General features: G+C 72.6%; 18 protein-coding genes. 6 read left to right on the top strand and 12 right to left on the bottom strand.

What is annotated here, in order from left to right:
• Positions 1–54 precede the first annotated feature (54 nt).
• Genes ACFPCY_RS02415 through ACFPCY_RS02400 form a run of 4 tightly spaced genes read left to right on the top strand, consistent with a single transcriptional unit; the run spans position 55 to position 4,020 of the window.
• On the top strand, positions 55–1,143 hold the full coding sequence (locus ACFPCY_RS02415) for a sugar ABC transporter substrate-binding protein (protein ID WP_378251878.1): 1,089 nt from the start codon (positions 55–57) through the stop codon (positions 1,141–1,143).
• On the top strand, positions 1,140–1,889 hold the full coding sequence (locus ACFPCY_RS02410; RefSeq protein ID WP_378251877.1) for an ATP-binding cassette domain-containing protein: 750 nt from the start codon (positions 1,140–1,142) through the stop codon (positions 1,887–1,889). The genes ACFPCY_RS02415 and ACFPCY_RS02410 overlap by 4 nt, the downstream gene beginning before the upstream one ends.
• Positions 1,886–3,127, top strand: a complete 1,242-nt coding sequence (locus ACFPCY_RS02405) for a sugar ABC transporter permease (protein WP_378251876.1) — start codon at positions 1,886–1,888, stop codon at positions 3,125–3,127. The genes ACFPCY_RS02410 and ACFPCY_RS02405 overlap by 4 nt, the downstream gene beginning before the upstream one ends.
• Positions 3,124–4,020 (top strand): ROK family protein, encoded by an 897-nt coding sequence (locus ACFPCY_RS02400; RefSeq protein ID WP_378251875.1) that lies wholly within the window; start codon positions 3,124–3,126, stop codon positions 4,018–4,020. The genes ACFPCY_RS02405 and ACFPCY_RS02400 overlap by 4 nt, the downstream gene beginning before the upstream one ends.
• Positions 4,021–4,513: 493 nt before the next feature.
• Here ACFPCY_RS02400 and serA read toward each other — a convergent pair whose 3' ends face one another.
• The 4 genes from serA to ACFPCY_RS02380 all read right to left on the bottom strand — a co-directional run bounded on the left by serA (position 4,514) and on the right by ACFPCY_RS02380 (position 10,584).
• Positions 4,514–6,103: a phosphoglycerate dehydrogenase gene (gene serA / locus ACFPCY_RS02395; RefSeq protein WP_378251874.1), complete on the bottom strand. Its 1,590-nt coding sequence runs from the start codon at positions 6,101–6,103 to the stop codon at positions 4,514–4,516.
• Between the two features lie 331 nt (positions 6,104–6,434).
• Entirely contained in the window at positions 6,435–7,862 is a 1,428-nt protein-coding gene (locus tag ACFPCY_RS02390; protein ID WP_378251873.1) for a M1 family metallopeptidase, read from the bottom strand.
• Between the two features lie 244 nt (positions 7,863–8,106).
• Complete coding sequence (locus ACFPCY_RS02385) at positions 8,107–8,742, bottom strand: thymidylate synthase family protein (protein ID WP_378251872.1); 636 nt, start codon at positions 8,740–8,742, stop codon at positions 8,107–8,109.
• A 351-nt stretch (positions 8,743–9,093) separates the two neighbouring features.
• Positions 9,094–10,584: a DUF2079 domain-containing protein gene (locus ACFPCY_RS02380; RefSeq protein WP_378251871.1), complete on the bottom strand. Its 1,491-nt coding sequence runs from the start codon at positions 10,582–10,584 to the stop codon at positions 9,094–9,096.
• 154 nt (positions 10,585–10,738) lie between these two features.
• On the opposite strand from ACFPCY_RS02380, the gene ACFPCY_RS02375 reads away from it, so the two are divergent.
• Complete coding sequence (locus tag ACFPCY_RS02375; RefSeq protein WP_378251870.1) at positions 10,739–11,524, top strand: hypothetical protein; 786 nt, start codon at positions 10,739–10,741, stop codon at positions 11,522–11,524.
• A gap of 66 nt (positions 11,525–11,590) precedes the next feature.
• On the opposite strand, the gene ilvC is transcribed toward ACFPCY_RS02375, so the two are convergent.
• The 4 genes from ilvC to ACFPCY_RS02355 form a co-directional block, all read right to left on the bottom strand.
• The gene (gene ilvC / locus ACFPCY_RS02370; protein ID WP_378252563.1) at positions 11,591–12,574 is read right to left on the bottom strand and encodes a ketol-acid reductoisomerase; all 984 of its coding nucleotides are present in this window, start codon (positions 12,572–12,574) and stop codon (positions 11,591–11,593) included.
• Between the two features lie 50 nt (positions 12,575–12,624).
• Entirely contained in the window at positions 12,625–13,149 is a 525-nt protein-coding gene (gene ilvN, locus ACFPCY_RS02365; RefSeq protein WP_378251869.1) for an acetolactate synthase small subunit, read from the bottom strand.
• A 5-nt stretch (positions 13,150–13,154) separates the two neighbouring features.
• Positions 13,155–14,957, bottom strand: a complete 1,803-nt coding sequence (locus tag ACFPCY_RS02360) for an acetolactate synthase large subunit (protein ID WP_378252562.1) — start codon at positions 14,955–14,957, stop codon at positions 13,155–13,157.
• 202 nt (positions 14,958–15,159) lie between these two features.
• On the bottom strand, positions 15,160–18,270 hold the full coding sequence (locus ACFPCY_RS02355; RefSeq protein WP_378251868.1) for a putative bifunctional diguanylate cyclase/phosphodiesterase: 3,111 nt from the start codon (positions 18,268–18,270) through the stop codon (positions 15,160–15,162).
• A gap of 420 nt (positions 18,271–18,690) precedes the next feature.
• On the opposite strand from ACFPCY_RS02355, the gene ACFPCY_RS02350 reads away from it, so the two are divergent.
• A complete protein-coding gene (locus ACFPCY_RS02350) occupies positions 18,691–19,803 on the top strand; it encodes a PQQ-dependent sugar dehydrogenase (RefSeq protein ID WP_378251867.1) in 1,113 nt (370 codons plus the stop codon).
• A gap of 24 nt (positions 19,804–19,827) precedes the next feature.
• Here ACFPCY_RS02350 and ACFPCY_RS02345 read toward each other — a convergent pair whose 3' ends face one another.
• The 4 genes from ACFPCY_RS02345 to gatC all read right to left on the bottom strand — a co-directional run bounded on the left by ACFPCY_RS02345 (position 19,828) and on the right by gatC (position 23,905).
• Positions 19,828–20,466: a Uma2 family endonuclease gene (locus ACFPCY_RS02345; protein ID WP_378251866.1), complete on the bottom strand. Its 639-nt coding sequence runs from the start codon at positions 20,464–20,466 to the stop codon at positions 19,828–19,830.
• A 117-nt stretch (positions 20,467–20,583) separates the two neighbouring features.
• A complete protein-coding gene (gatB, locus tag ACFPCY_RS02340; RefSeq protein ID WP_378252561.1) occupies positions 20,584–22,068 on the bottom strand; it encodes an Asp-tRNA(Asn)/Glu-tRNA(Gln) amidotransferase subunit GatB in 1,485 nt (494 codons plus the stop codon).
• 29 nt (positions 22,069–22,097) lie between these two features.
• Entirely contained in the window at positions 22,098–23,609 is a 1,512-nt protein-coding gene (gene gatA, locus ACFPCY_RS02335; RefSeq protein ID WP_378251865.1) for an Asp-tRNA(Asn)/Glu-tRNA(Gln) amidotransferase subunit GatA, read from the bottom strand.
• Entirely contained in the window at positions 23,606–23,905 is a 300-nt protein-coding gene (gene gatC / locus ACFPCY_RS02330; protein ID WP_378251864.1) for an Asp-tRNA(Asn)/Glu-tRNA(Gln) amidotransferase subunit GatC, read from the bottom strand. Before gatC ends, gatA begins: the two co-directional genes overlap by 4 nt.
• Positions 23,906–23,962: the final 57 nt, after the last annotated feature.

The following is a 23,962-nucleotide window of genomic DNA, read 5'->3' as shown; positions in this document are numbered from 1 at the left end:
AAGCCTCCCTTACGTTCAGCGCAACGGCGAGCCGACCAGAAGGCGGTGCGGGCCATGCACACCACGATCCGGCTGCGGACGACACGAACCGCGACGGCGGCGATGACGCTGCTCATCGCGGTCGCGGGCTGTTCCAGCGGCGGAGAGAGCACCTCGTCGCACGGCGCGGCGACGATCGCGCTCCTGCTGCCCGAGTCCAAGACCACCCGGTACGAGTCGTTCGACCGCCCGCTGTTCGAGCAGCGGGTGAAGCAGCTCTGCGCCGGCTGCAAGATCGTCTACTCCAACGCCGACCAGGACCCGGCCAAGCAGCAGAACCAGGTCGAGTCCGCGCTGACCCGGGGCGCGAAGGTGCTCGTCCTCGACGCCGTGGACGCCAAGGCCGTCGCGCCGCAGGTCAACGAGGCCGGACGCCGGCACGTCCCGGTCATCGCCTACGACCGGCTCATCACCGGCGTGAACTACGCCTACTACGTCTCGTTCGACAACGTCCGCGTCGGGGAGATGCAGGGCCAGGCCCTCCTCGACGCTCTCAACGCCCGGCACACCCTCGGCAAGGGACGCGTCGTCATGCTGAACGGCGCGCCCACCGACCCGAGCTCGGCCGACTACAAGAAGGGCGCGCACAACGTCCTGGACGGCAAGGTGTCGATCGGCCGCGAGTTCGACACCCCGGACTGGAGCCCCGACAAGGCCCAGCAGGAGATGGAGCAGTCGATCACCGCGCTCGGCCGGGACTCGATCGTCGGCGTCCTGTCGGCGAACGACGGCATGGCGGGCGGCGCGATCACCGCGATGCGGCGCGCGGGCTACCGGCCGCTCCTCCCGATCACCGGCCAGGACGCCGAGCTGACGGCCGTCCAGCGGATCGTTTCCGGTGACCAGTACATGACCGTCTACCTGAACATCAAGGCGCAGGCGTACAAGTCGGCCGAGCTGGCGGTGGCGCTCGCGCGCGGCGAGAAACCCGCCGCCCCGACGACCGTCGCGAACGGAACGGGCAAGGTCCCGGCGTTCCTGCTCGCCCCGACCGCCGTCACCCGCGACAAGATCAAGGACACCATCCTCAAGGACGGCTTCTACACCGTCTCGCAGATCTGCTCCGGCGCCGCCGCGGCCTGCAAGAACGCGGGCCTGCAATGAGCGCCGGGTCCCCGCCGGCCGTCCTCTCGGCGCGCGGCGTCGGTCGCACCTTCGGCGCCGTCCGGGCCCTGGACGACGTGACGCTCGACCTGCGCGCGGGCGAGGTGACGGCGCTCGTCGGCGACAACGGCGCGGGCAAGTCCACGCTGGTGAAGATCCTGTCCGGGGTCGTCGCGCCGGACGCGGGCCGGATCCTGCTCGGCGGCGAGCCGGTGCGGATCGCCCGGCCGCACGACGCCCGCGCGCTCGGCATCGCGACCGTCCACCAGGACCTCGGGCTCTGCGAGAACCTCGACGTCGTCGCGAACCTGTTCCTCGGCGCGGAACCGCACCGCTGGACGCTGCTGCGCTCGCTCCGGATGGAACGGACGGCGCGCGACCTGCTGGCGTCCCTGGACGTCCGCATCCCCGACCTGCGCACGCCGGTCGCGAGCCTGTCCGGCGGGCAGCGGCAGTCGGTCGCGATCGCCCGCGCGCTGCTGGGCGAGCCCCGCGCCGTCCTGCTGGACGAGCCGACCGCCGCGCTCGGCGTCGAGCAGACCGCGCAGGTCCTCGCGCTGATCCGGCGCCTGCGCGACCGCGGCCTGGCCGTCCTCGTCATCTCGCACAACCTCGCGGACGTCCGGGCCGTGAGCGACCGCATCGCCGTGCTGCGGCTGGGCCGCGGCGCGGGCGTGTTCCGCACCGCGGACACCAGCACCGAGACCGTCGTCGCCGCCATCACGGGAGCGGGAGCCGCCGCATGAACCCGACCCTCCGCAACACGTTCCGGCACACCGTCCGCGGCACGTTCCGCGACACCTTCCTCGACCCGCCCGGGACCGGTGGCGGCGGGCGGCGGATCCGGCTCCCGCGACCGTCCGGGGGCGAGCCGGGCGCGCTGCCCGTCGTGGCCGGCCTGGCGCTGATCGCCGTGGTCTTCGGCTCGCTGAACGGCCACTTCCTGTCCGCCGAGAACCTGACGAACCTCGCGTTGCAGATGGCCGCCACCGGGACGATCGCGCTCGGGATCGTCCTCGTGCTGCTGCTCGGCGAGATCGACCTGTCGGTCGGCTCGGTGAGCGGGCTGTGCGCGGTGGTGATGACGCTGCTGAACGTCCACCGGCACGTCCCGGCGGGCGTGGCGGTGCTGCTCGCGCTGGGCGCGGCGGCGCTGATCGGGCTCGCGCACGGGCTGATGTTCACGGTCCTGCGGATGCCGTCGTTCGTGGTCACGCTCGCCGGGCTGATCGGCTGGCAGGGGCTCATGCTGTACCTGCTCGGCCGGGAGGGGACGATCAACCTGCCGTTCGACGGCCCGATCGCCAAGCTGAGCGACACCTGGCTGCCCACCTGGCTGAGCTGGACGATCGTATTCGTGGCGGGCGCGTCCTACCTGGTCACGGCGCTGCTGGTGCGCAGAGCGAGGATCGGGGCCGGGCTTCCGGTGTCCGGACCGCTCCCGCTCGCGCTGCGGACGGCCGGGCTGGTCGTCCTGCTCGGGGCCGCCGTGGCCGTCATGTCGGGCGACCGGGGCGTCCCGCTGACGCTGGTGATCTTCGGCGGCCTGGTCGTGCTGCTGGACCTGGTGCTGCGGCTCACCCTGCCGGGCCGCTGGGTCTACGCGGTCGGCGGCGATGCCGAGGCGGCGCGGCGCGCGGGCATCGCGGTGACGCGCGTCCGGGTGCTGGTGTTCGTCGGCGCATCGGTGCTGGCCGGGGCGGGCGGCATCCTCGCGGCGAGCCGCCTGTCGGCGGTGAACCAGAGCTCGGGCGGCAGCGACATCCTGCTCAACGCGATCGCCGCCGCCGTCATCGGCGGGACGAGCCTGTTCGGCGGCCGGGGCCGCGCCTACGCGGCGCTGCTCGGCATCCTCGTCATCCAGTCGGTGGCCAACGGGATGCTGCTGCTCAACGTGGACTCCTCGGTCCGCTTCATGGTGACGGCCGGGGTGCTCGCCCTCGCCGTGGCCATCGACTCGGCCGCGCGCGGCGGCCGCCGGTGAGCGCGGGGTTCGTGCTCGGCCTCGACTTCGGCGGCACCAAGATCGCCATGTCCACCGCGCGGCCGGACGGCGGGACGCTGCGCAGCGTCCGGCTGGCGACGCGGGCGGAGGACGGCGCGGAGACCGTCCTCCGCCGGGCGCTGGAGGCGGCGCGGCGGCTGGTCGCCGAGACCGGCGCGGACGGCGGGCGGCTCGTCGCGGCGGGCGTCGCGACGTTCGGGGTCGTCCGGGGCCAGCGGGTGCTGCTGGCCCCGAACGTGCCCGGCTGGGAGGATCTGCCGCTCCCCCGCCTGCTCGCGGACGGCCTCGGCGCGCCGATCGTCCGCCTGGACAACGACGTGAACGCCGCCACGGCCGCCGAACTCCGCTGGGGCGGGCTCGCCGGCGTCGACACCGGCCTGTACGTGAACCTGGGCACCGGGCTCGGCGCGGGCATCGTGGTGGGCGGACGCGTCGTGCGCGGCGCGAACGGCGCGGCGGGCGAGATCGGCTACCTGCTGCGCTCCCCCGGCGAACCCGGCCATGCCGCCGGACGCGCCCCGCTGGAGGAGCACGTCTCGGGCGGCGGGCTGGCGCGGCGCGCGTCCGCGCTGGCGGGACGGGAGATCACCGCGCGGGAGCTGTTCGGGCCGTCCGTCCCGGCGGAGCTGCGCGCGCTGCGCGACGCGGCCCTGGACGAGCTGGGCATGGCGGTCGCGAACCTCGCGATCGCGCTGGATCCCGAACGGATCGTCCTCGGCGGCGGGATGGCCGCCGAGCCGGCGCCGGCGTCCCGGCTGGAACGGCTCCTGGCCCGCGCGGTGCCGTTCCCTCCGGCGCTCGAACCCGCGCACTTCGGCGCGGACGCGGCCCTGCGCGGAGCGCTCGCCCTGGCCCTGGACGCCCTGCCCTGAACACGGGCGGGAAGGACGGGCGGGAAGGACGAGCGGAAAGGACGGGCGGCAAGAAAGGGTGCGGCGTGTTGCCGGCTCGCGCCTGCCGGAGCGGCAACACGCCGCAGGTTCGCGGGGCGTCAGAGGCCGCGGCGGTCCAGTGCCGTCTGGAGGGCGCGCTTCGCCTCTTCGGCGTCGTCGTCGGAGAGCAGGACGGACAAGGTCTGGGACTGCATGATGGGACTCCGAGGTCGCTGATCGTCGAGGCGCGGGGACGGATCCGGGGACCGTGGTTCGCACGGACCGGGTCGGTCGGAACCCGCTCGCGGCCGCGGAGGATGTCCGCGGAAGGCCGCGTGGCTCGTCTTCGACGTTACCCCCCGACCGCCGGGTTGTCTTGACCCGTGGCGATTCATCTCACATATTGAGACGATATAAGGCGTGAACTGCGCAAACCAAACGGGCGGGTCGGCCGAAGCCGCCCGCCCGTCTCAGACTCTGGAATCTCCCGATTTCAGGAGTCGAGGTCCACCCGGCGGCCCATGTCCGCGCCGACGGCCTCGGCGATAGCGTCGACCAGCTGCGGCGCGATCGTCTCGTCCACGGTCAGCGCGATCAGCGCGCGGCCGCCCTTGGTGTCGCGGCCGACCTGCATCCCGGCGATGTTGACGTCCGCCTCGCCCAGCAGGCGGCCCACGACGCCGACGATGCCCGGCCGGTCGCTGTAGGAGAAGAACGCCATGTGCGCGGTCGGCAGCAGCTCCATGTTGTAGCCGTTGATCTCGATGATCCGCTCGTGGTGCTTCGGCCCGGTCATCGTGCCGGACACCGAGACCACCTCGCCGTCGGCCATCGTGCCGCGCACCTGGACGACGTTGCGCCAGTCCGGGCTGTCCTCGGAGGTGGTGAGCGACACCTCGACGCCCCGGTCGCGGGCCAGCAGCGGCGCGTTCACGAAGGTGACCGACTCCTCGACCACGTCGGCGAACACGCCCTTGAGGGCGGCCAGCTCCAGCACCTTCACGTCGTGGCCGGTGATCTCGCCGCGGACGACCACGTCCAGCCGCACCGGGACGCCGCCCGCGAGCGCGGTGAAGATGCGGCCGAGCTTCTCGGCGAGCGGCAGGCCCGGCTTGACGTCCTCGGCGACCGCGCCGCCCTGGACGTTCACCGCGTCCGGCACGAACTCGCCGGACAGCGCGAGCTTCACCGAGCGGGCGACCTGCGTGCCCGCCTTCTCCTGCGCCTCGTGCGTGCTCGCGCCGAGGTGCGGGGTGACCACCACGTTGTCGTGCACGAACAGCGGGCTGTCGGTGCAGGGCTCGGTGGAGAACACGTCCAGGCCCGCGCCCGCGACCCGGCCCTCCTTGAGCGCCAGGTCGAGCGCCGCCTCGTCCACGATGCCGCCGCGCGCCGCGTTCACGATCCGCACCGACGGCTTGACCAGGCGCAGCTCGCGGTCGCCGACCAGGCCGAGCGTCTCGGGCGTCTTCGGCAGGTGGACGGTGATGAAGTCGGACTCGGCGAGCAGCTCGTCCAGCCCGACCAGCTTCACGCCGAGCTGGGCCGCGCGGGCCGCCTGCACGTACGGGTCGAAGGCGATCACGTTCATGTCGAACGCGGCCAGCCGCTGCGCGACCAGCACGCCGATGCGGCCGAGGCCGAGGACGCCGACGGTCTTGCCCTGGAGCTCGACGCCGGTGTACTTGGACCGCTTCCACTCGCCGTTCTTCAGCGCCGCGTGCCCCTGCGGGACGTTGCGGGCGATGGCGAGGAGCAGCGCGATCGCGTGCTCGGCGGCGGTGACGATGTTGGAGGTCGGCGCGTTCACGACCATGACGCCCGCCTTGGTGGCGGCCTCGACGTCGACGTTGTCGAGGCCGACGCCCGCGCGGGCGACGACGCGGAGCCGCTTGGCGTGCTCGAACACCTCGGCGTTGGCCTTGGTGGCGGAGCGGACGATCAGCGCGTCCACGTCCTGGACGGCCGGGAGGAGCGCGGCGCGGTCGGCGCCGTCCACGTGGCGGACCTCGAAGTCGTTCTCGAGGACCGCGAGGCCGGCCGGGGAGAGTTCTTCTGCGACAAGGACGACAGGCTTGCTCAAGGAACAGTCCTTCGGATGGTGGATTGTCTGCACTGGGCCGTGCGGAAAGCGTCGCGAGCTCACCCCGTCGTGCCCTCGCCTGCGCCACGAGTCTATAGGGAGGCCGGCCCCCGGACGGCGGCCCCCGTGACACTGGCCGGTAACCGCGCGGGGACGCCGCCGGCCCGCCCGTTCGGCACGGGCGGACCGGCGGCGCCGGGGAGAGGGAGAGGGCTTCGGAAGACCGGTGACCAGGCCGCCGACCAGACCAGGGGCCAGACCAGGGGCCAGGCCGCCGACCAGGCCAGGGGCCAGGCCGGGGGTCAGGCCGGGGGCCAGGCCGGGGTCTAGATCAGTGGCCGGGCGCGGTGGCCGGACGGCCCGCCGTGTACAGCCAGGTCTTGATGATGTCGCCGATGTTCTTGCCCGACACCCGCTCGACGTGCCGGACGAACTGGGCCACGCTCGCGTCGCCGCCGCCCTTGGCCGCCTGCCACGTCCGCAGCGCCTGGAAGAACGCCCGGTCCCCCACCCGGAGCCGGATGGCGTGGACGGCGATGGCGCCCCGGTCGTAGACCTGGTCGGCGAACGGGTCCTTCGCGCCCGGGTCGCCGGGCAGCACGTTCCACCAGGCGTCGCCCGCCGGGTGGGCGTTGTAGGTCTCGTCCGAGAGCTGCTGGGCGGTGGCCTGGCCGGTGTGCTCGCTCCACAGCCACTCGGCGTAGGTGGCGAAGCCCTCGTTCAGCCAGATGTCCTTCCAGTTGTGGACGGACACGTTGTCACCGAACCACTGGTGCGCGTTCTCGTGCACGATGACGCTGTAGTTCGGCTTGCCCTTGGCGAAGAACTTCGGGCTGTAGAACGGCCGCGTCTGGGTCTCGATGGCGAAGCCGGCCTTGGTGTTCGGGACCGTCCCGCCGGTGGCCTCGAACGGGTAGCGCCCGAACAGGCCGCTCTCCCACTTGAGGATCTCGGGCGTGCGCTTCAGGCTGGTCAGCGCGTTCGCCTTAACGTCGGCGGGCAGGTCGGAGCCGATCGCGTACTCGTACGGCAGGCCGCTCGGGGTCCGGCCCTTGACGACGTCGAACTTCCCGACCGCGAGCGTCGCCAGGTAGGTGGCCTGGGGACGGGTCTCGCGCCAGCCGTAGGTCGTCCAGCCGCCCTTGCTGCGGACGCCGGTGGACACGCCGTTGCTGATCGCCTGGTGGCCGGTGGGGACGGTCACCGAGACGTCGAAGGTCGCCTTGTCGCGCGGGTGGTCGTTGCTCGGGTACCACCACCAGGCGCTCTCGGGCTCGTTCGCCGCGACGCCACCGGTCGTGGTCCGCTGCCAGCTGGTGAAGCCGTAGATCTTCACCGCGGACGGCACGCCGCCGTAGGTGACGACCGTGGTGAAGTGCCGGCCCTTGCGGAGCGTGCGCGGCGGCGTGATCACGAGCTCGTGCTGGCCCTCGGCGCGGAACTTCGCGGCCCGGCCATTCACCGTGACCTTGCTGACCGCCAGGCCGAAGTCCAGGTTGAACCTGGTCAGGCCCTGCGTGGCCCGGGCCCGGACGGTCGCGACGCCGTCCAGGCGGTCGGTCGCGGGCTGGTAGTGGAGCTTGAGCCCGTAGTGCGAGACGTCGTAGCCTCCGTTGCCATAGTCCGGGTAGTAGGGGTCGCCGACACCCGGCGCTCCCGGCCCGGCCGACGGCGGGGCCGCCTGCGCGACGGCCTGCCCGCTGAGCAGGACGCCGGCGGCACCGGCCGCCGCGATCGCGGCGCGCGCGCTGCTGCGCATTCGCACTCCTTTGTGAGAAGGGGGAATTGATCGCTTAACCTACTGGAAAAGTAGGAAATCCCCCGGTCACGACACTCGTGATCTTGCTCACAGTTGCGCAAACGTGGAAACCCGCGCCGGGGCCGCGCGGCGGCCCGGATGCCCGCGGCGCGGCGGCCTGTGCCGCACACGGCATGGGTCGGCGAGGAAGCAGCTCCGCGTCGGGCGGGGCGGCGGTCAGGCGGCTCCGCGCCGGGGGCCGCGGTCAGGCGGCTTCGGGCTGGGCGGCCAGGATCGAGGCCACGCGCTCGGCGTCGCGGACGGCGACGTGCGGGACGTCCACGTAGACGCGCATCGGCCCCGCCGGAAGCCCGAGCTCCTCGGCGACCTCCAGCTGCACCTCGCGCAGCGGGATGTACGACAGGTACGCCCGGTGGACGTTCTGCGAGCGGAACATCGCGGTCATGACCAGGCGGTACGCGCGCAGCCGGAACGCCAGCGCGACCAGGCAGGGCACCGCGTCGGCGGGCTCGCCCGGATCGTTCAGCGACACCCAGGCGCTGGTCGTCCAGGGCCGGGCGCGCAGGAGCGCGGCCGCCCAGTGCAGCTGGTCGACGCCGTGCAGGTCGCGCAGCCGCCCGCCGATGCCCCCGGCGGCCTCCGCGCGGGCGCGCGGCACGCTGGACCAGTGCGCGATGCGCGTGCGGTCGCCGTGGCGCAGCAGGATCGGGTCGCGCCAGCTCAGCGAGCCGATCTCGAAGAGGACGGGCGGCCCCTCGATGATCGGACCGCGGTCCTCCATGCCGGCCTCGCCGGCCGACCACACGTGCCGCAGCAGCGCGATCCACGCCAGGCCGCACGTCTCCCAGTGCTGGAGGTCGTTCCCCGCCGCCGGGACCACCTCACACCTCCGTCGGAACTGGTTCCGGACGGACCGCAAGCAATTGCAGAGAATTACCTTCTCGCCCGCCCCGCCGTCGGCAGATGTTCACCAATTGCGTGTAGCGGCCCTCCCCGATGGGCCGCCCCGAGATCGTGCCGTCCATCACTCTCGCCCCACTGCCGGTCGGGGCGCGGCCACAATCGCAGGTTCGCGCGGGTGCGCGAAATCGCCGCGGCCGTCGCGGCTTGACTTCAGTATCCGACAGCGAGCTCCAAAAAGGTAGATTCCCCTCGCCCTTTGGTTCCGGAAATCTTTACACGCCGTGCTGACCGGGCCGTATCGGACGGACCGTCCAACGAACCCTTCGCGCTAGCGGCGCAGGACGACGTAGCCGTCCCGCGCGAACACCGTCCGGTAGCCGGAGCGGTCGAGCAGCGCGATCCGCTCCCGCTGCTCGGTGAGCGAGGTGAAGGGGAACTGCTCGTAGGCGACGTCGGCGACGACCCAGTCGGCCCAGCGCGGCGTCCGGTCCCAGAGCAGCACGTGGGTGCGGCCGGAGAGCGCCGGTCCCGTGTGGTTCACCGCCTCGACCTCGACACCGGACGGGACCCGCGCCACCGCGGCGGCGGCCGCTCGTGCGCGCGCGTCCCGCACGTACAGCGATCCGTCCGCGAACGAGCGGAACGCGAACGCCGGGACGGTGACGAGCGTGCCCGCCAGCATCCCCAGCACGAGCCACGTCCCGGTCCGCTCCCCCGCCGGACGGCGTCCCTGGACGCGCACGGCGCCGTCCACCGCGGCGAGGACGAGCGTCGCCACGAGGAACGCGTTGTAGTGGTAGTGCGGCGCCCACCAGTTGTCGAACTTGCTGGACAGCATCCGTTCCAGCAGCGGCGGGACGACCACGAGCGTCAACGGCGACACCAGGGGCAGCGCCAGGAACGGCAGGACCAGCAGCGCCATCGTGCCGAGCTTCACCGGCGGCGTCCCGAGCGCCTTCACCGCGTCCCACGGATGCGTCAGCAGATGCAGGACGGCGTCCTTCATGTCGGGTCCGAAGGCGCCGTAAGCGAAGTAGTAGTTCCCGTTCCCGCCGAACGCGGGGATCAGCACGCGGGACGCGACGGCCGTCGTCACCAGCCCGACGATCACCAGCGCCAGCGCGAGCGGGCGGTCACCGCGCAGCGCCCACGTCCGGTCGAGCCGCGTGCGCGGCCGGAGCACCAGCAGGTACAGGCCGAAGCCCGCGACGAGCAGACCGGTGTCCTCCTTGACCAGGAGCAGCAGCAGGGCGGCGGCCAGCGCCTGCCGCCGGCGTCCCGCGTCGAACCGCTCGATCGCCGCGGCGGTGAGCAGCGGCGCGAACGCCACCTCGTGGAAGTCGAACCGGAGCGCCTCGGCGATCGGCCACGAGAGCGCGTAGGCGAGCGACGCGCCGAGGGCCGCCGTCCGGCCGAGGCGGCGCAGCGTGAACGCCCAGATCGGCACGATCGCCAGCGCGAACAGCACCGCCTGCGCGACCAGCAGCGTCGCCGGGCCGTCGTGCAGCCGGTAGAGCGGCGCGATCAGCGCCAGGATCGGCGAGAAGTGGTCGCCGAGGATCGAGAAGTCCGGTCCGAACCCGTTGTGGACGCCCTTGACCGGCGCGATCGGCGCCTCCAAGCGGCTGTACGACCGCACCGCCTGGTCGAAGATGACCAGGTCGTAGGTGCTCGTCCGGAACGTGTGCAGCCGCAGCAGCGCGTAGACCGCGTAGCCGGACGCCGCCGCGGCGGCGAGCAGAAGCGGGGCCGTGGAGCCGCCCAGCCGGCCGCGCCACCACGTGCCCGTCGCGTCACCCGCCGTCACCGGAGCAGCCACCAGCCGGACGGTACCAGCCGCCGCCGCGGGCCGCCTCCCGCCCGGGACATCTCACCCGCCGCGCCGCGGCGGCGACACACTGTGAGGATTCGGCCGCGCGCCGCCGCCCCGAGCCCTAACGTAACCGGGGAAACCCGCCTGACCTGGAGAGCCCGTGACCTCGGACTGCACGATCAGTGTCCTGCACGACGTCCTGCGCGTGTACGACCACCGCTTCCTGGGCCTGGACCGGGCCCAGCGCGACCGGCTCGTGGACGGCACCCGGCGGTACCTCGGCGACGCGGGCCTGAGCGACGACGTCCGCGCCGGACTGCCCGCGGCGTTCCGGCTGCGCGCGTTCTGCATCCAGAACGGCCTGCGGGACGAGCTGGAGCGGCTGATCCGCGACGAGGTGGCGGGCAGCGCGGCGGGCGCGGTCGTGGTCGGCGGCCGGGTCTACGCCATGTACCCCTACCTGCGCGGCGTCCCCCGGCAGGACGCCGACATCACCGCCGAGGTCGGCGTCGAGCACCGGCTGGACGCGGCGGGCTGGCGGGACGGCCTGGTCCGCATCGCGGGGCACGCCGTCGTGGAGCGCGTCGAGACGCACCGGACGGCCGTGGACGTCGTGCTGCGCGAGCGTGGCTCGGGCGCCGAGCAGCGCGTCGTCGCGACGTCCGGCGACGACGGTTTCGAGGCGTTCGCCGACCCGGCCGTGCTCGGCCCCGGACGCTGGGACGCGCACGTCGTCGCGACCGCCCTCGGCGTCACGCGGGAGGCGCGGTACGGCGGCGTCCGGGCGCCGGGGTTCAAGCTGGACGAGTCGCCCCGGGCCGTCCCGGCGATCGACGCGGAGGCCGCGCTGTACCTGACCAAGGGCGGCCATCTGGCGCTGCTGGTCAGGGCCGCGCGCCGGCCCGCGCCCCTGCGCACCAAGATCCGCCGCCGCCTCACCCGCTGACGGCCGGGTCGCGAACGGGAAGAGGGGCGGGCGCCGAAGCGTCCGCCCCTCCCTCACGACCCGGCGTCAGTCGTTCAGCCAGCTCATCATCGGACGCAGCTTCGCGCCGGTCTCCTCGATGGGGTGCTCGGCGAGCTGCTTGCGGTACTCGGCGAACTTCGCCTGCCCCGTCTCGAACTCGTTGATCAGTTCCTTGGCGTACTCGCCGGACTGGATCTCGCCGAGGATCTTCTCCATGGCCTTCTTGGTCTCCGGCGTGATCACGCGCGGGCCGCGGGTGAGGCCGCCGTACTCGGCGTTGTCGGAGACCGACCAGTACATCTTGGAGACGCCGCCCTCGTACATGAGGTCGACGATCAGCTTGAGCTCGTGCAGCACCTCGAAGTAGGCCACCTCGGGCTGGTAGCCCGCCTCGGTCAGCACCTCGAAGCCGGTCTTGACCAGCTCGGACGCGCCGCCGCACAGCACCGCCTGCTCGCCGAACAGGTCGGTCTCGGTCTCCTCGGTGAAGGTGGTCTTGATGCCGCCCGCGCGCAGGCCGCCGATCGCCTTGGCGTAGCTGAGCGCCAGGTCCCACGCCTTGCCCGACGGGTCCTTCTCGACCGCGACGATGACCGGCACGCCGCGTCCGGCGGTGAACTGGCGGCGGACGAGGTGGCCCGGGCCCTTCGGCGCGACCATGGCGACGTCCACGCCCTCCGGCGGCTCCACCAGGCCGTACCGGATGGAGAAGCCGTGGCCGAAGAACAGCGCGTCGCCCTCGACCAGCGCCGGCTTGATGTCGTTCTCGAAGATCTCGCGGTGGTGGTGGTCCGGCGCGAGCAGCATGATCAGGTCGGCCTCCTCGGCCGCCTCGCGCGGGGTGAGCACGCGCAGCCCCTCGGCCTCGGCCTTCTCCCGGCTGGCCGAGCCCTCGCGCAGGCCGACGCGGACGTCGACGCCGGAGTCGCGCAGCGACAGCGCGTGCGCGTGCCCCTGGCTGCCGTACCCGATCACGGCGACGTGCCGGTCCTGGATGACGCTCAGGTCGGCGGCGTCGTCGTAGAACATCTCAGCCACTTCTGTGTGCCTTTCGTTGCGGAGCGGAAAACTGGGCGGAGCTAGGCGGAGCGCTCGATGGCGCGGAGCGAGCGGTCGGTGATGGAGCGCGCGCCGCGTCCGATGGCCACCATGCCGGACTGGACGAGCTCCTTGATGCCGAACGGCTCCAGGACGCGGATGAAGGCGTCCAGCTTGTCGCGGTTGCCGGTGACCTCGATCGTGACCGCGTCGGGCGCGACGTCCACGACCTTGGCGCGGAACAGCGACACGGTCTCCAGGACCTGCGAGCGGGTCTCGGCGTCCGCGCGGACCTTCACCAGGACCAGCTCGCGCTGGACGGACTGCGCGTTGTCCAGCTCGACGATCTTCAGCACGTTGACCAGCTTGTTCAGCTGCTTGGTGACCTGTTCGAGGGGCAGTCCCTCGACGTTCACCACGATCGTCATGCGGGAGATGTCCGGGTGCTCGGTGGTGCCCACCGCGAGCGACTCGATGTTGAAGCCGCGCCGGGAGAACAGGGCCGCGACCCGTGCCAGGATGCCCGGCGTGTTCTCCACCAGCACCGAGAGGGTGTGTTGGCTCATCGGGGTCAGTCTCCGTTCTCCCAGTCGGGGGCCATGTCCCGGGCGATCTTGATGTCGTCGTTGGTGGTGCCGGCGGCGACCATCGGCCAGACCATGGCGTCCTGGTGGACGACGAAGTCGATGATGACCGGGACGTCGTTGATCTCCATGGCCTTGGCGATCACCGCGTCCACGTCCTCGGGGCGCTCGCAGCGCAGCCCGATGCAACCGTACGCCTCGGCGAGCTTCACGAAGTCGGGGATCCGCCGCGAATGCAGGTTCGTGTTGCTGTAGCGCTCGTTGTAGAAGAGCGTCTGCCACTGCCGGACCATGCCGAGGTTGCCGTTATTGATGACCGCGACCTTGATCGGGATGCCCTCGATCGCGCAGGTCGCGAGCTCCTGGTTGGTCATCTGGAAGCAGCCGTCGCCGTCGATGGACCAGACCGCCGAGTCGGGCCGGCCGACCTTGGCGCCCATCGCCGCCGGGACCGAGTAGCCCATCGTGCCCGCGCCGCCCGAGTTGAGGAACGCGCCCGGACGCTCGTACTTGATGAACTGCGCGGCCCACATCTGGTGCTGGCCGACGCCCGCGACGTAGTAGGCGTCCGGGCCGGCGAGCTGCCCGATCCGCTCGATGACGAACTGCGGCGACAGCGAGCCGTCCGCGGGGGTCTCGTAGCCGAGCGGGTACGTCTCGCGCCAGGCGTTGAGCTGGCGCCACCAGGCCTCGTAGTTCCCGCGCCGTCCGGCCTCGTGCTCGGCCTGGATCGCGACGATCAGGTCCGCGATCACCTCGCGGGCGTCGCCGACGATCGGGACGTCCGCGTGCCGGTTCTTGGAGATCTCCGCCGGGTCGATGTCGGCGTGCACGACCTTGGCGTGCGGGGCGAAGCCGTCCAGCTTGCCGGTGACCCGGTCGTCGAACCGGGCGCCGAGCGCGACCAGCAGGTCCGAGCGCTGGAGGGCGCCGACCGCGCCGACGCTGCCGTGCATGCCCGGCATGCCCATGTGCAGCGGGTGGCTGTCGGGCAGCGCGCCCTTCGCCATCAGCGTCGTGACGACCGGCGCGCCGGTCAGCTCGGCGAGCACCTTCAGCTCGGCCGCCGCGTTCGCCTTCAGCACGCCGCCGCCGACGTACAGGACGGGCCGCTCCGACTCCACGATCAGCCGGGCCGCCTCGCGGACCTGCTTGGAGTGCGGGCGGGTGACCGGGCGGTACCCCGGCAGCCGCATCTGGACGGGCCACTCGAAGGCGAAGGTCGCCTGGAGCGCGTCCTTGGCGATGTCGACCAGGACCGGTCCGGGCCGTCCGGTGGAGGCGATGTGGAACGCCTCGACGATCGTCCGGCCGATGTCCTCGGCGCGGGTGACCAGGAAGTTGTGCTTGGTGATCGGCATCGTGATGCCGGAGATGTCGGCCTCCTGGAAGCCGTCGGTGCCGATCAGCGAGGTGGCCACCTGACCGGTGATCGCCACCATCGGGACCGAGTCCATGTAGGCGTCGGAGATGGGCGTCACCAGGTTGGTCGCACCGGGGCCGCTGGTGGCCATGCACACCCCGACCTTCCCGGTGACCTGCGCGTATCCCTGCGCGGCATGCCCCGCGCCCTGCTCGTGCCGGACCAGGATGTGGCGGATCCGGCGGGAGTCGAAGAGCGGGTCGTAGGCCGGGAGGATCGCCCCGCCCGGGATGCCGAACACGGTGTCGACGCCGACGTTCTCCAGGGCGCGGACCAGCGCCTGGGCTCCCGTCATCTGTTCGGTCGTCATGGTTCTGATTCCTTGGGGAGAGGCCCGCGTCCGGGCGGAGGCGGGTGTGCTTCGGATCACTCGGCCAACAAAAAACCCCCGCCCGCCCGGATGGCGGTCGAGGGAAGCGCGCAGGTGTGAGTGCTCGATCAGCCTGCGCGCCGACCAAGTACTACGAGAATGATGTGGAAGCTCTGCACGGTGACCACTCTGGCCGACGTTCCACCCGGCGGTCAAATCCTTGGACAGTTTGTCTCACTATGTGAGACTGCGAAAGATCTCACGTGGTCAGCGCGGAGCCTTCCAGCGGCAGTTCGATCTGGCCCGGCGTCCCGCGCAGGTTCGTCCGGACGAGCGACTCGACCCGTCCGGCGGCCATCGGGCGCGCCACCAGGAATCCCTGCCCGCGCGGGCAGTCCATCTCGCGCAGCAGCTCGAGCTGCTCGGGCCGCTCGATGCCCTCGGCCACCACGGTGAGACCGAGGTCACGGCCGAGCCGGACGATCGTCCGGGTGAGCAGGGTGAGCGTCTCGTCCCGGCCGAGCCCGGCCACGAACGACGGGTCGATCTTGATGATGTCCACCGGGAGCTGCCCCAGGTAGGCCAGCGACGCGTAGCCGGTGCCGAAGTCGTCGATCGCCAGCCGGACGCCGAGGTCGCGCAGCTTCGACAGCCGCTGCACGTTCTGCCCGCCGTCCTCGACGAGCACCTCCTCGCGGACCTCCAGGGTCAGCGCGTGCGGCGGCAGCCCGGTCTGCTCCAGCGCCGCCGCGACCGACTCCACGAACCGCGGCGCGGCGATCTGCCGCGCGGTGAAGTTCACCGACAGGCCGATGTCCCAGGAGTCCGCGCGCCAGCGCGCCACCTCCCGGCACGCCTCGTGCAGCACCCAGTCGCCCAGCGGGATCATCAGGCCGGACTCCTCGGCCGGGGCGATGAACTCCTCCGGCGGCACCGGCTCGCTCCCCCGCCACCAGCGGACGAGCGCCTCCACCCCGGTCACCCGGGACGTCCCGAGCTCCACGACCGGCTGGAACTCGACCGCGAACTCCTCCTCGGCCAGCGCCCGCTGCAGGTCGCTGCCGAGCTCCAGGCGGCGTACCGCGTCGGCGTGCATGTGCGGCGCGAACACCTCCACCCGCCCGCCGCCGAGCTCCTTCGCCCGCGCCATCGCGATGTCGCCGTTGCGGATCAGGTCGGCCGCGCTGCGCCGCGCCGCCGCGCCGCTCCCCGGCTCCGGCCGCGCCCGGCCCGGCCGGCCGCCCGGCCCCGCCGGCGGATCGGTGTCCCCGGCGAACGCTATGCCGACGCTCGCGGTCAGCGCGATGTGCTTGCTGCCCACCAGGTACGGCTCGGTCGACAGGACGCGCAGCAGCCGCTCGGCCAGCTCGACCGCGAGCTGCGAGTCGCTGCCGGGGAGCTGGAGCATGACGGCGAACTCGTCGCCGCCCCAGCGCGCCACCGTGTCGTCCGCGTGGACGGTGCCGCGCAGCCGCCGCGCCGCCTGCGCGAGGACCTGGTCGCCGGCGGCGTGCCCCGCCGAGTCGTTGATGTCGGTGAAGCCGTCCAGGTCGACGAAGACGACCGCGACCGTGTCGGGCTCGGCGTCCTCGCTCCGCCGCGCGGGGTCCTCGCTCCGCCGCGCGGCGGCGTGCTCCAGCCGGGACAGCACCTCGCGGGCGCGCTCCTCGAAGTAGGCGCGGTTCGGCAGGCCGGTCAGGCCGTCGTGGAAGGTCAGGTGCGCCACCTGGCGCTGCAACGCGGCCTGCTCCGACAGGTCGCGGGTGGTGACCAGCAGCCGGGCCGCCGCGCCGCCCGCGCCGCTGTACCGCGACACCGTCGACTCGGTCGGCAGCCACGTGCCGTCCGCGGCGCGGACCCGGCACGCCACCCGCAGCGACCGGCCGGGGTCGCGGCCCGCGAGCACCGGCGGCGACCCGCCGTCCGGCCCGGACGAGCCGCCGGACGCGTCGGAGGTGTCCGGCAGCAGGTCGGACGCGGGGTCGCGCAGCATGTCGAGGCCGGTCTCGTCGTCCCCGGCGAGGAACGCGGCGAACACCTCGCGCACGCGCGGCAGGTCCTCCGGGTGGATGATCTCGCTCAGCGGGCGGCCCAGCAGCTCGGACGCCTCGTACCGGTAGATGCGCAGCGCGCCCGCGCTCGCGTACTGCACGACGGCGTCGAGGTCGCAGATCAGCACCGCGTCGTTGATGCTCTCCGACAGCGCGCGGAAGTGGTCCTCGCCGGTCTCGACCGCGCGGCGCAGCGTGTCGTTCTCCCGCAGGAGCTCGGCGAGCCGCGCGAGCAGCACGAGCGTGGCCGTCCCGGCGACGATCGGCACGACCGGATCGGAGCCCGGCTGCTCGGTCAGGCTGTGGCCCGCCACGAACAGCGCGGCGAGCGCCGCGACGGCGGCGGTGGCGAGCCCGGGGCCGATCATCCGGCCGCGCCGGGGCCCGGCCGCGGGTTCGGCGTCCCCCGGGAGCCACGGGATCAGGACGAGCAGCAGCAGCCCCGCCAGGCGCAGGATGTCGGCCGGGTCGTCGGCGGGCGCGCCGCCGCGCAGCCGGACGACCGTCGTCACGATGTCCGCGCCCGCGAACGCCGCCAGCGCGCCGAACGCCAGCCACGCCGGGCGCCGGTCGCGCCGGTCCGCGCCGAGGACGAACGGCAGCGAACCGCAGACCAGGGCCGTCCCGACCAGCGGGTACAGCAGTTCGAGCAGGAACTCGCCGGGCGACTCGCCGGACCGGTGGAACAGCGTGCCGAACAGCGCCACCCAGCCGAGCACGAACAGACCGGCGACGCAGACGTAGGTGTCGGCGGCGTACCGCGCCCACAGGCGCGCCGAGCGGGGCAGCCTGATCGGCACGACCAGGCCGGTGACCAGCGCGAACATCGCCACCAGGTAGAACGGGTCGGTGACCGAGAGCGCGAGCGTGCCGCCGCCGTGCAGCATCGCCGACAGGGTGCGGCTGAGCGCGCCGATCCCCCACGCGGACGCCGCGATCCCGAACCAGCGCCAGGACGCCCGTCCGAACAGCCTGCCCTCGGCGGGCACGCCGCCCTCGGGGGCGCCGGCGCCTTCGGGCGCCTCCACGTCTGCGGATGCGTCCGCTTCTCCGGGGACGTCCACGTCTGCGGGTACGTTCAGGTCCGCGGATGCGTTCACGTCCCCGGCCGGCTCCACGGCGGCCCGGCGCTCGCGGCGGAGCGACAGCGGCAGCAGGCACGCCGCGGCGGCGGCAGCGGCGGCCGTCTCGGCCCAGCCGAGATACGCCGGCCCGCCCCAGCCGAGCAGCGAGCCCAGCGCGTAGAGCACACCGATGACCGCGACCATGCCGACCGGCACCGCCCAGGGCGGCAGCCGTCTGGCTCCCTCGCCGCTCATCGCGCCGTGTCCCCTCCTGCCCGTCGGGACCTCGCGGTCCCCGGCGCGCCGAGGCGCGCACCCGATGCGTGTCGTCTCCCGTCACCCGCCGGTCGCAGGGTCAACGCCCGGCGCCGGTCGGATCGTGCCCCCCGGGGCGCGGTCGGCCGTGGGAGGCGGCGGCGAGCGCTCAGGCTGCGCCGGCGGTGGGACAGCGACGTTGCTGTATGGCGGGATCACCGTGATGCTCAATGTACGTTCCGTAGGTCACGGAGCGATTGAGGCTGGGCGTCCTCCCGGCGACAAACCGGCGCGTGACCCCCGGTCCCGTCGCGTGTCGCGAAGATCACTCGGTTTTCCCGCGACACGCCGGGCATCACGCTGCGTAGTCGTCGGCCGGGCACGGTTGGACCGCCGTCCGGCCGGGGATTGAATGGTCCTATGCGCACCATCGGCATGCCCGGGAGGATCCTCGCCGCCGTTCTCACGGCCGTCCTGCTCGGCGGCTGCGACTCCGCGAGCCCGACCCGCACCGCGCAGACCCCGCCCCCCGCCTCACCCGCCCCCGACTCGCCACCGCCCGGATCCGCCGCCCCCGGCACCCCCCGCGACCTGGTCACCGGCCTGTCGGTCCCGTGGGCGATCGCCTTCCTGCCGAACCGGGACGCACTGGTCACCGAGCGTGACACCGCACATCTCCTGCGAATCACCCCGGACGGGAAACGGACCGACCTCGGACGCGTCCCGGGGGTCGAGCCGTCCGGCGAGGGCGGCCTGCTCGGCGTCGCGGTCTCCCCGTCCTACGCGACCGACCACTGGGTCTACCTGTACTTCACGTCCGCGACCGACAACCGCCTGGTGCGCCTCACCCTCGACAACGACAAGCTGGGCCCGCCCCAGCCCCTGCTCACCGGCGCGCCCAAGGGCGGGAACCACAACGGCGGACGCATCGCCTTCGGCCCCGACGGCATGCTCTACATCGGCACCGGCGAGACCTACCGGACCGAACTCGCCCAGAACAGGGACTCGCTCGGCGGCAAGATCCTCCGCGTCACCCCCGACGGCAAGCCCGCCCCCGGCAACCCCTTCGGCACCCCCGTCTGGACCTGGGGCCACCGCAACGTCCAGGGCCTCGCCTGGGACGACACGGGCCGCCTCTACGCCACCGAGTTCGGCCAGGACCGCTTCGACGAGGTCAACCTCGTCCAGAAGGGCCAGAACTACGGCTGGCCCGCCGTCGAGGGCTTCGGCAAGGACCCCCGCTACACCAACCCCCTCCTGACCTGGCCCGTCTCGGAGGCCTCCCCGTCCGGCCTCGCCTACGCCGACGGCTCCCTCTGGGCCGCCGCCCTCCGCGGCTCCCGCCTCTGGCAGATCCCCCTGAAGAACGGCAAGGTCAGCACCCCGATCGCCTACTACACCAACACCTACGGCCGCCTCCGCGCCGTCGTCCGCGCCCCCGACGGCTCGCTCTGGATCACCACCAGCAACAAGGACGGCCGAGGCGACCCCAAGCAGGGCGACGACCGCATCCTCGTCATCCCCCTGAAGTGACCGAGAACCGCAGTACCCGAGCCCTTAGTACTCCAGCTCGGACCAGTCGATGGTGACAGGGAAGGGCTCGCCCACCTGCGGCTGCCCGCCCGCCTCCTTCATGAACGTGCCGACATGCTTGTAAAGCCCGGCCGCCCGGTCCAGCTGGTAGCGCTCGATCACCGACACGCCCGTGCCGCCCGTCCGCACGATCCAGTAGTGCGGGATGCCCGCCTTCGCGTACTCCCCGAACTTGTCGACGCCGTCCTGGGTCTCGGAGCCGGGCGAGACCACCTCGCAGACGAGCACGACGCCCTCGGGACGCAGGAGCACGTCGCCCCCGCGCTCAAGGCACCGGTAGACCACCACGTCCGGACGCCGGTTCTGCAGAGGCACGTCATGGATGCGCAGGTCGATGTCGAAATCGACCTCCACGCACGGATGTCCCCGCTCCATCGCGTCCCGCGTGAAGCGTTCGAGGAGGGTGGCCAGCCGCCGCACCACTCGCTGACGCTCGCGGGTCGGGGCCTCGCAGAAGACCACGTAGCCGTCCACGACCTCGATGGTCTTCGCGACCTCCTCGGGCAGCGCCTCGTACTCCTCGGCGCTCAATCGTCTCGGCTGAGGCCGCAAGTTGCGCAGCCAGCTGTCGTCCGGCATCGCCGCCATGCGGCCCCCCGTCATCGCAGTGGTCGCTACCGGGCCACAGCCTAGTGCTCAGGCCTCGACCCGGTGGGGGGCGACAGGACGAGGACGGCCGCCGTTCCTTTGGGGAGCGGCGGCCGTCGGGGCTGGCACAAGTCAGCTCTGGTCGAGCTTCTTCAGGAGGAGCTCGCGGGCGCGGGCGGCGTCGGCCTGGCCTCGGCTGGCCTTCATGACGGCGCCGACCAGGGCGCCGACGGCGGCGACCTTGCCGGAGCGGACCTTCTCGGCGGCGTCGGCGTTGCCGGCGATCACCTCGTCGATGATCGACTCGAGCGCGCCGTCGTCGGAGACGACCTTGAGGCCGCGGGCGGCGACGACCTCGTCCGGGGTGCCCTCGCCGGCGAGGACGCCCTCGAAGACCTTGCGGGCGAGCTTGTCGTTCAGCTCCCTGGCGTCCACCATCGCCTGGACGCGGGCGACCTGCTCGGGCGTGATCGGCAGGTCGGCGAGCTCGACGGACTGCTCGGTCGCGCGGCGGGACAGCTCGTTCATCCACCACTTGCGGGCGGACGCGGCGTCCGCGCCGGCCTTGACCGTGTCCTCGATCAGGTCGAGCGCGCCCGCGTTGACGACGTCGCGGAGCTCCAGGTCGGTGAGGCCCCACTCGCCCTGGACGCGGCGGCGGCGCGCGGCGGGCAGCTCGGGCAGGGACGCGCGCAGCTCCTCGACCCACTCGCGGGACGGCGCCATCGGGATGAGGTCGGGCTCGGGGAAGTACCGGTAGTCCTGCGCCTCCTCCTTGGACCGGCCGCTCGTGGTGGTGCCGGTCGCCTCCTGGAAGTGGCGGGTCTCCTGCGTGATCCGGCCGCCGGACGCCAGCACGCCCGCCTGCCGCTCGATCTCGGACCGGACGGCCCGCTCGACCGAACGCAGCGAGTTGACGTTCTTGGTCTCGGTGCGGGTGCCCCACTCGGACGCGCCGCGCGGCATGAGCGACACGTTGACGTCGCAGCGCATGGAGCCGTGCTCCATCCGGACGTCCGAGACGCCGAGCGAGCGGACCAGCTCGCGCAGCTCGGTCGCGTAGGCGCGCGCCACCAGCGGGGCCTTCTCGCCGGTCGCGGTGATCGGCTTGGTGACGATCTCGACCAGCGGGATGCCCGCGCGGTTGTAGTCGACCAGGGAGTGGTCCGCGCCGTGGATGCGGCCGGTCTCGCCGCCGACGTGCAGCGACTTGCCGGTGTCCTCCTCCATGTGGACGCGCTCGATCTCGATCCGGTACGTCTCGCCGTCGACCTCGACGTCGAGGTGGCCGTCGACGCAGAGCGGCTCGTCGTACTGGGAGATCTGATAGTTCTTCGGCATGTCCGGATAGAAGTAGTTCTTCCGGGCGAACCGGCACCACTCGACGATGTCGCAGTCCAGCGCCAGGCCGATCTTGATGATGCCCTCGATCGCCGCGCGGTTGGTGACCGGCAGCGATCCGGGCAGGCCGAGGCAGACCGGGCAGACCTGGGTGTTCGGCTCGGCGCCGAACTCGGTCCGGCAGCCGCAGAACATCTTGGACGCGGTGCCCAGCTCGATGTGGGTCTCGATGCCCAGCACCGGCTCGAAGCGCGCCAGCGCCTCCGCGTAGCTCATGGGCTCGTACTTCATCGGCGTCTCCACGCTCACTCGCCCGCCTCCAGCTTCGGGGCCCGTGCCAGCAGCGGGCCGCCCCAGCGGTCTTCCAGGGCCTTCTCCAGGGCCGCGCCCACGCGGTAGACGCGGTCGTCCGCGAGGACGGGGGCCATGATCTGCACGCCGACCGGGAGGCCGTCCTCGTCGGCGAGGCCGCACGGGACGGAGATGGCCGGGTTGCCCGCCAGGTTGGACGGGATCGTGCACAGGTCGGCCAGGTACATCGCCATCGGGTCGTCGGCGCGCTCGCCGATCGGGAAGGCGGTGGTCGGGGTGGTCGGCGAGACCAGCACGTCCACCTGCTCGAACGCGGCCTCGAAGTCGCGGTTGATCAGGGTGCGGACCTGCTGGGCCTTGCCGTAGTAGGCGTCGTAGTAGCCGGACGACAGGGCGTAGGTGCCGAGCATGATGCGCCGCTTGACCTCGGCGCCGAAGCCCTCGGCGCGGGTCAGCGCCATGACCTCCTCGGCGCTGCGGGTGCCGTCGTCGCCGACGCGCAGGCCGTACCGCATGGCGTCGAAGCGCGCCAGGTTGGACGAGCACTCCGACGGCGCGATCAGGTAGTAGGCGGGCATCGCGTAGGTGAAGTGCGGGCACGACACCTCGACGACCTTCGCGCCCAGCGACTCGAGCAGCTCGACGGTCTCGTTGAACCGGTTGAGCACGCCCGCCTGGTAGCCCTCGCCCGCGAACTCCTTGACGACGCCGACGCGCAGGCCGTTGACGTCGGCGCGGCGGGCGGCCTCCACGACCGGCGGGACGGGCGCGTCGATCGAGGTGGAGTCCATCGGGTCGTGGCCGGAGAACGCGGCCTGCAGGAGCGCGGCGTCCAGGACGTTGCGGGCGAACGGGCCCGGCGTGTCCAGGGACGAGGCGAACGCGATCATGCCGTACCGGGACGCGCCGCCGTAGGTCGGCTTCATGCCGACGATGCCGGTGACGGCGGCGGGCTGGCGGATCGAGCCGCCGGTGTCGGTGCCGGTGGACAGCGGCGCCTCGTAGGCCGCGACCGCCGCCGACGACCCGCCGGACGACCCGCCCGGGATGCGCGTGAGGTCCCACGGGTTGCGGGACGGCCCGTAGGCGCTGTTCTCGGTGGACGACCCCATGGCGAACTCGTCCATGTTGGTCTTGCCGAGGATGACCATCCCGGCGGCGCGGAGCCGCGCGGTCACGGTCGCGTCGTAGGGCGGCCGCCAGCCTTCGAGGATCTTGGATCCGGCCGTGGTCGGCATGTCCGCGGTGACGAAGACGTCCTTGTGCGCGACGGGGACGCCGGCCAGCGGGCCGAGCTTCTCGCCCGCCGCGCGGCGCTCGTCGATCGACCGCGCCTGCGCCAGGACGGCCTCGCGGTCCACGTGCAGGAACGCGTGGACCTCGGCGTCCACCGCCTGGATGCGGTCGAGGTGCGCGGCGGCGACCTCCTCGGCGGAGGCCTCGCCGGCGGCGATCAGCTCGCCGAGCTCGGCGGCGCCCTTCCCGGTCAGCTCGCTCACGCTCACGCCTCCTCGTCCAGGATCCGCGGTACCCGGAAGCGCTGCTCCTCGGCCGCCGGGGCGGCGGCGAGCGCCTGCTCCGGGGTCAGCGAGGGCCGGTTCTCGTCGGCCCGGTAGACGTTGGTGAGCGGCAGCGCGTGCGAGGTCGGCGGGATGTCCTCCGCCGCGACCTCCTGCACCCGCGCGACCGCGGAGATGATCTGGTCGAGCTGGGCGGCGAGGTGGTCGAGCTCGTCCTCGCCCAACGCCAGCCGGGACAGCCGGGCGAGGTGCGCGACCTCGTCACGGGTGATCGCGGACATGTGGGAAACCGTTCCTACGGGTTGACAGGATTCCCTCTCATCCTATGGGTCGCGGCA

The sequence above is a fragment of the Actinomadura gamaensis genome, from assembly GCF_042652125.1.
In the GTDB taxonomy this organism is placed as follows: Bacteria; Actinomycetota; Actinomycetes; order Streptosporangiales; family Streptosporangiaceae; genus Spirillospora; species Spirillospora gamaensis.
The sequence above is the reverse complement of the archived record's forward strand: the minus strand, read 5'-3'. Positions and strand labels throughout refer to the sequence as shown.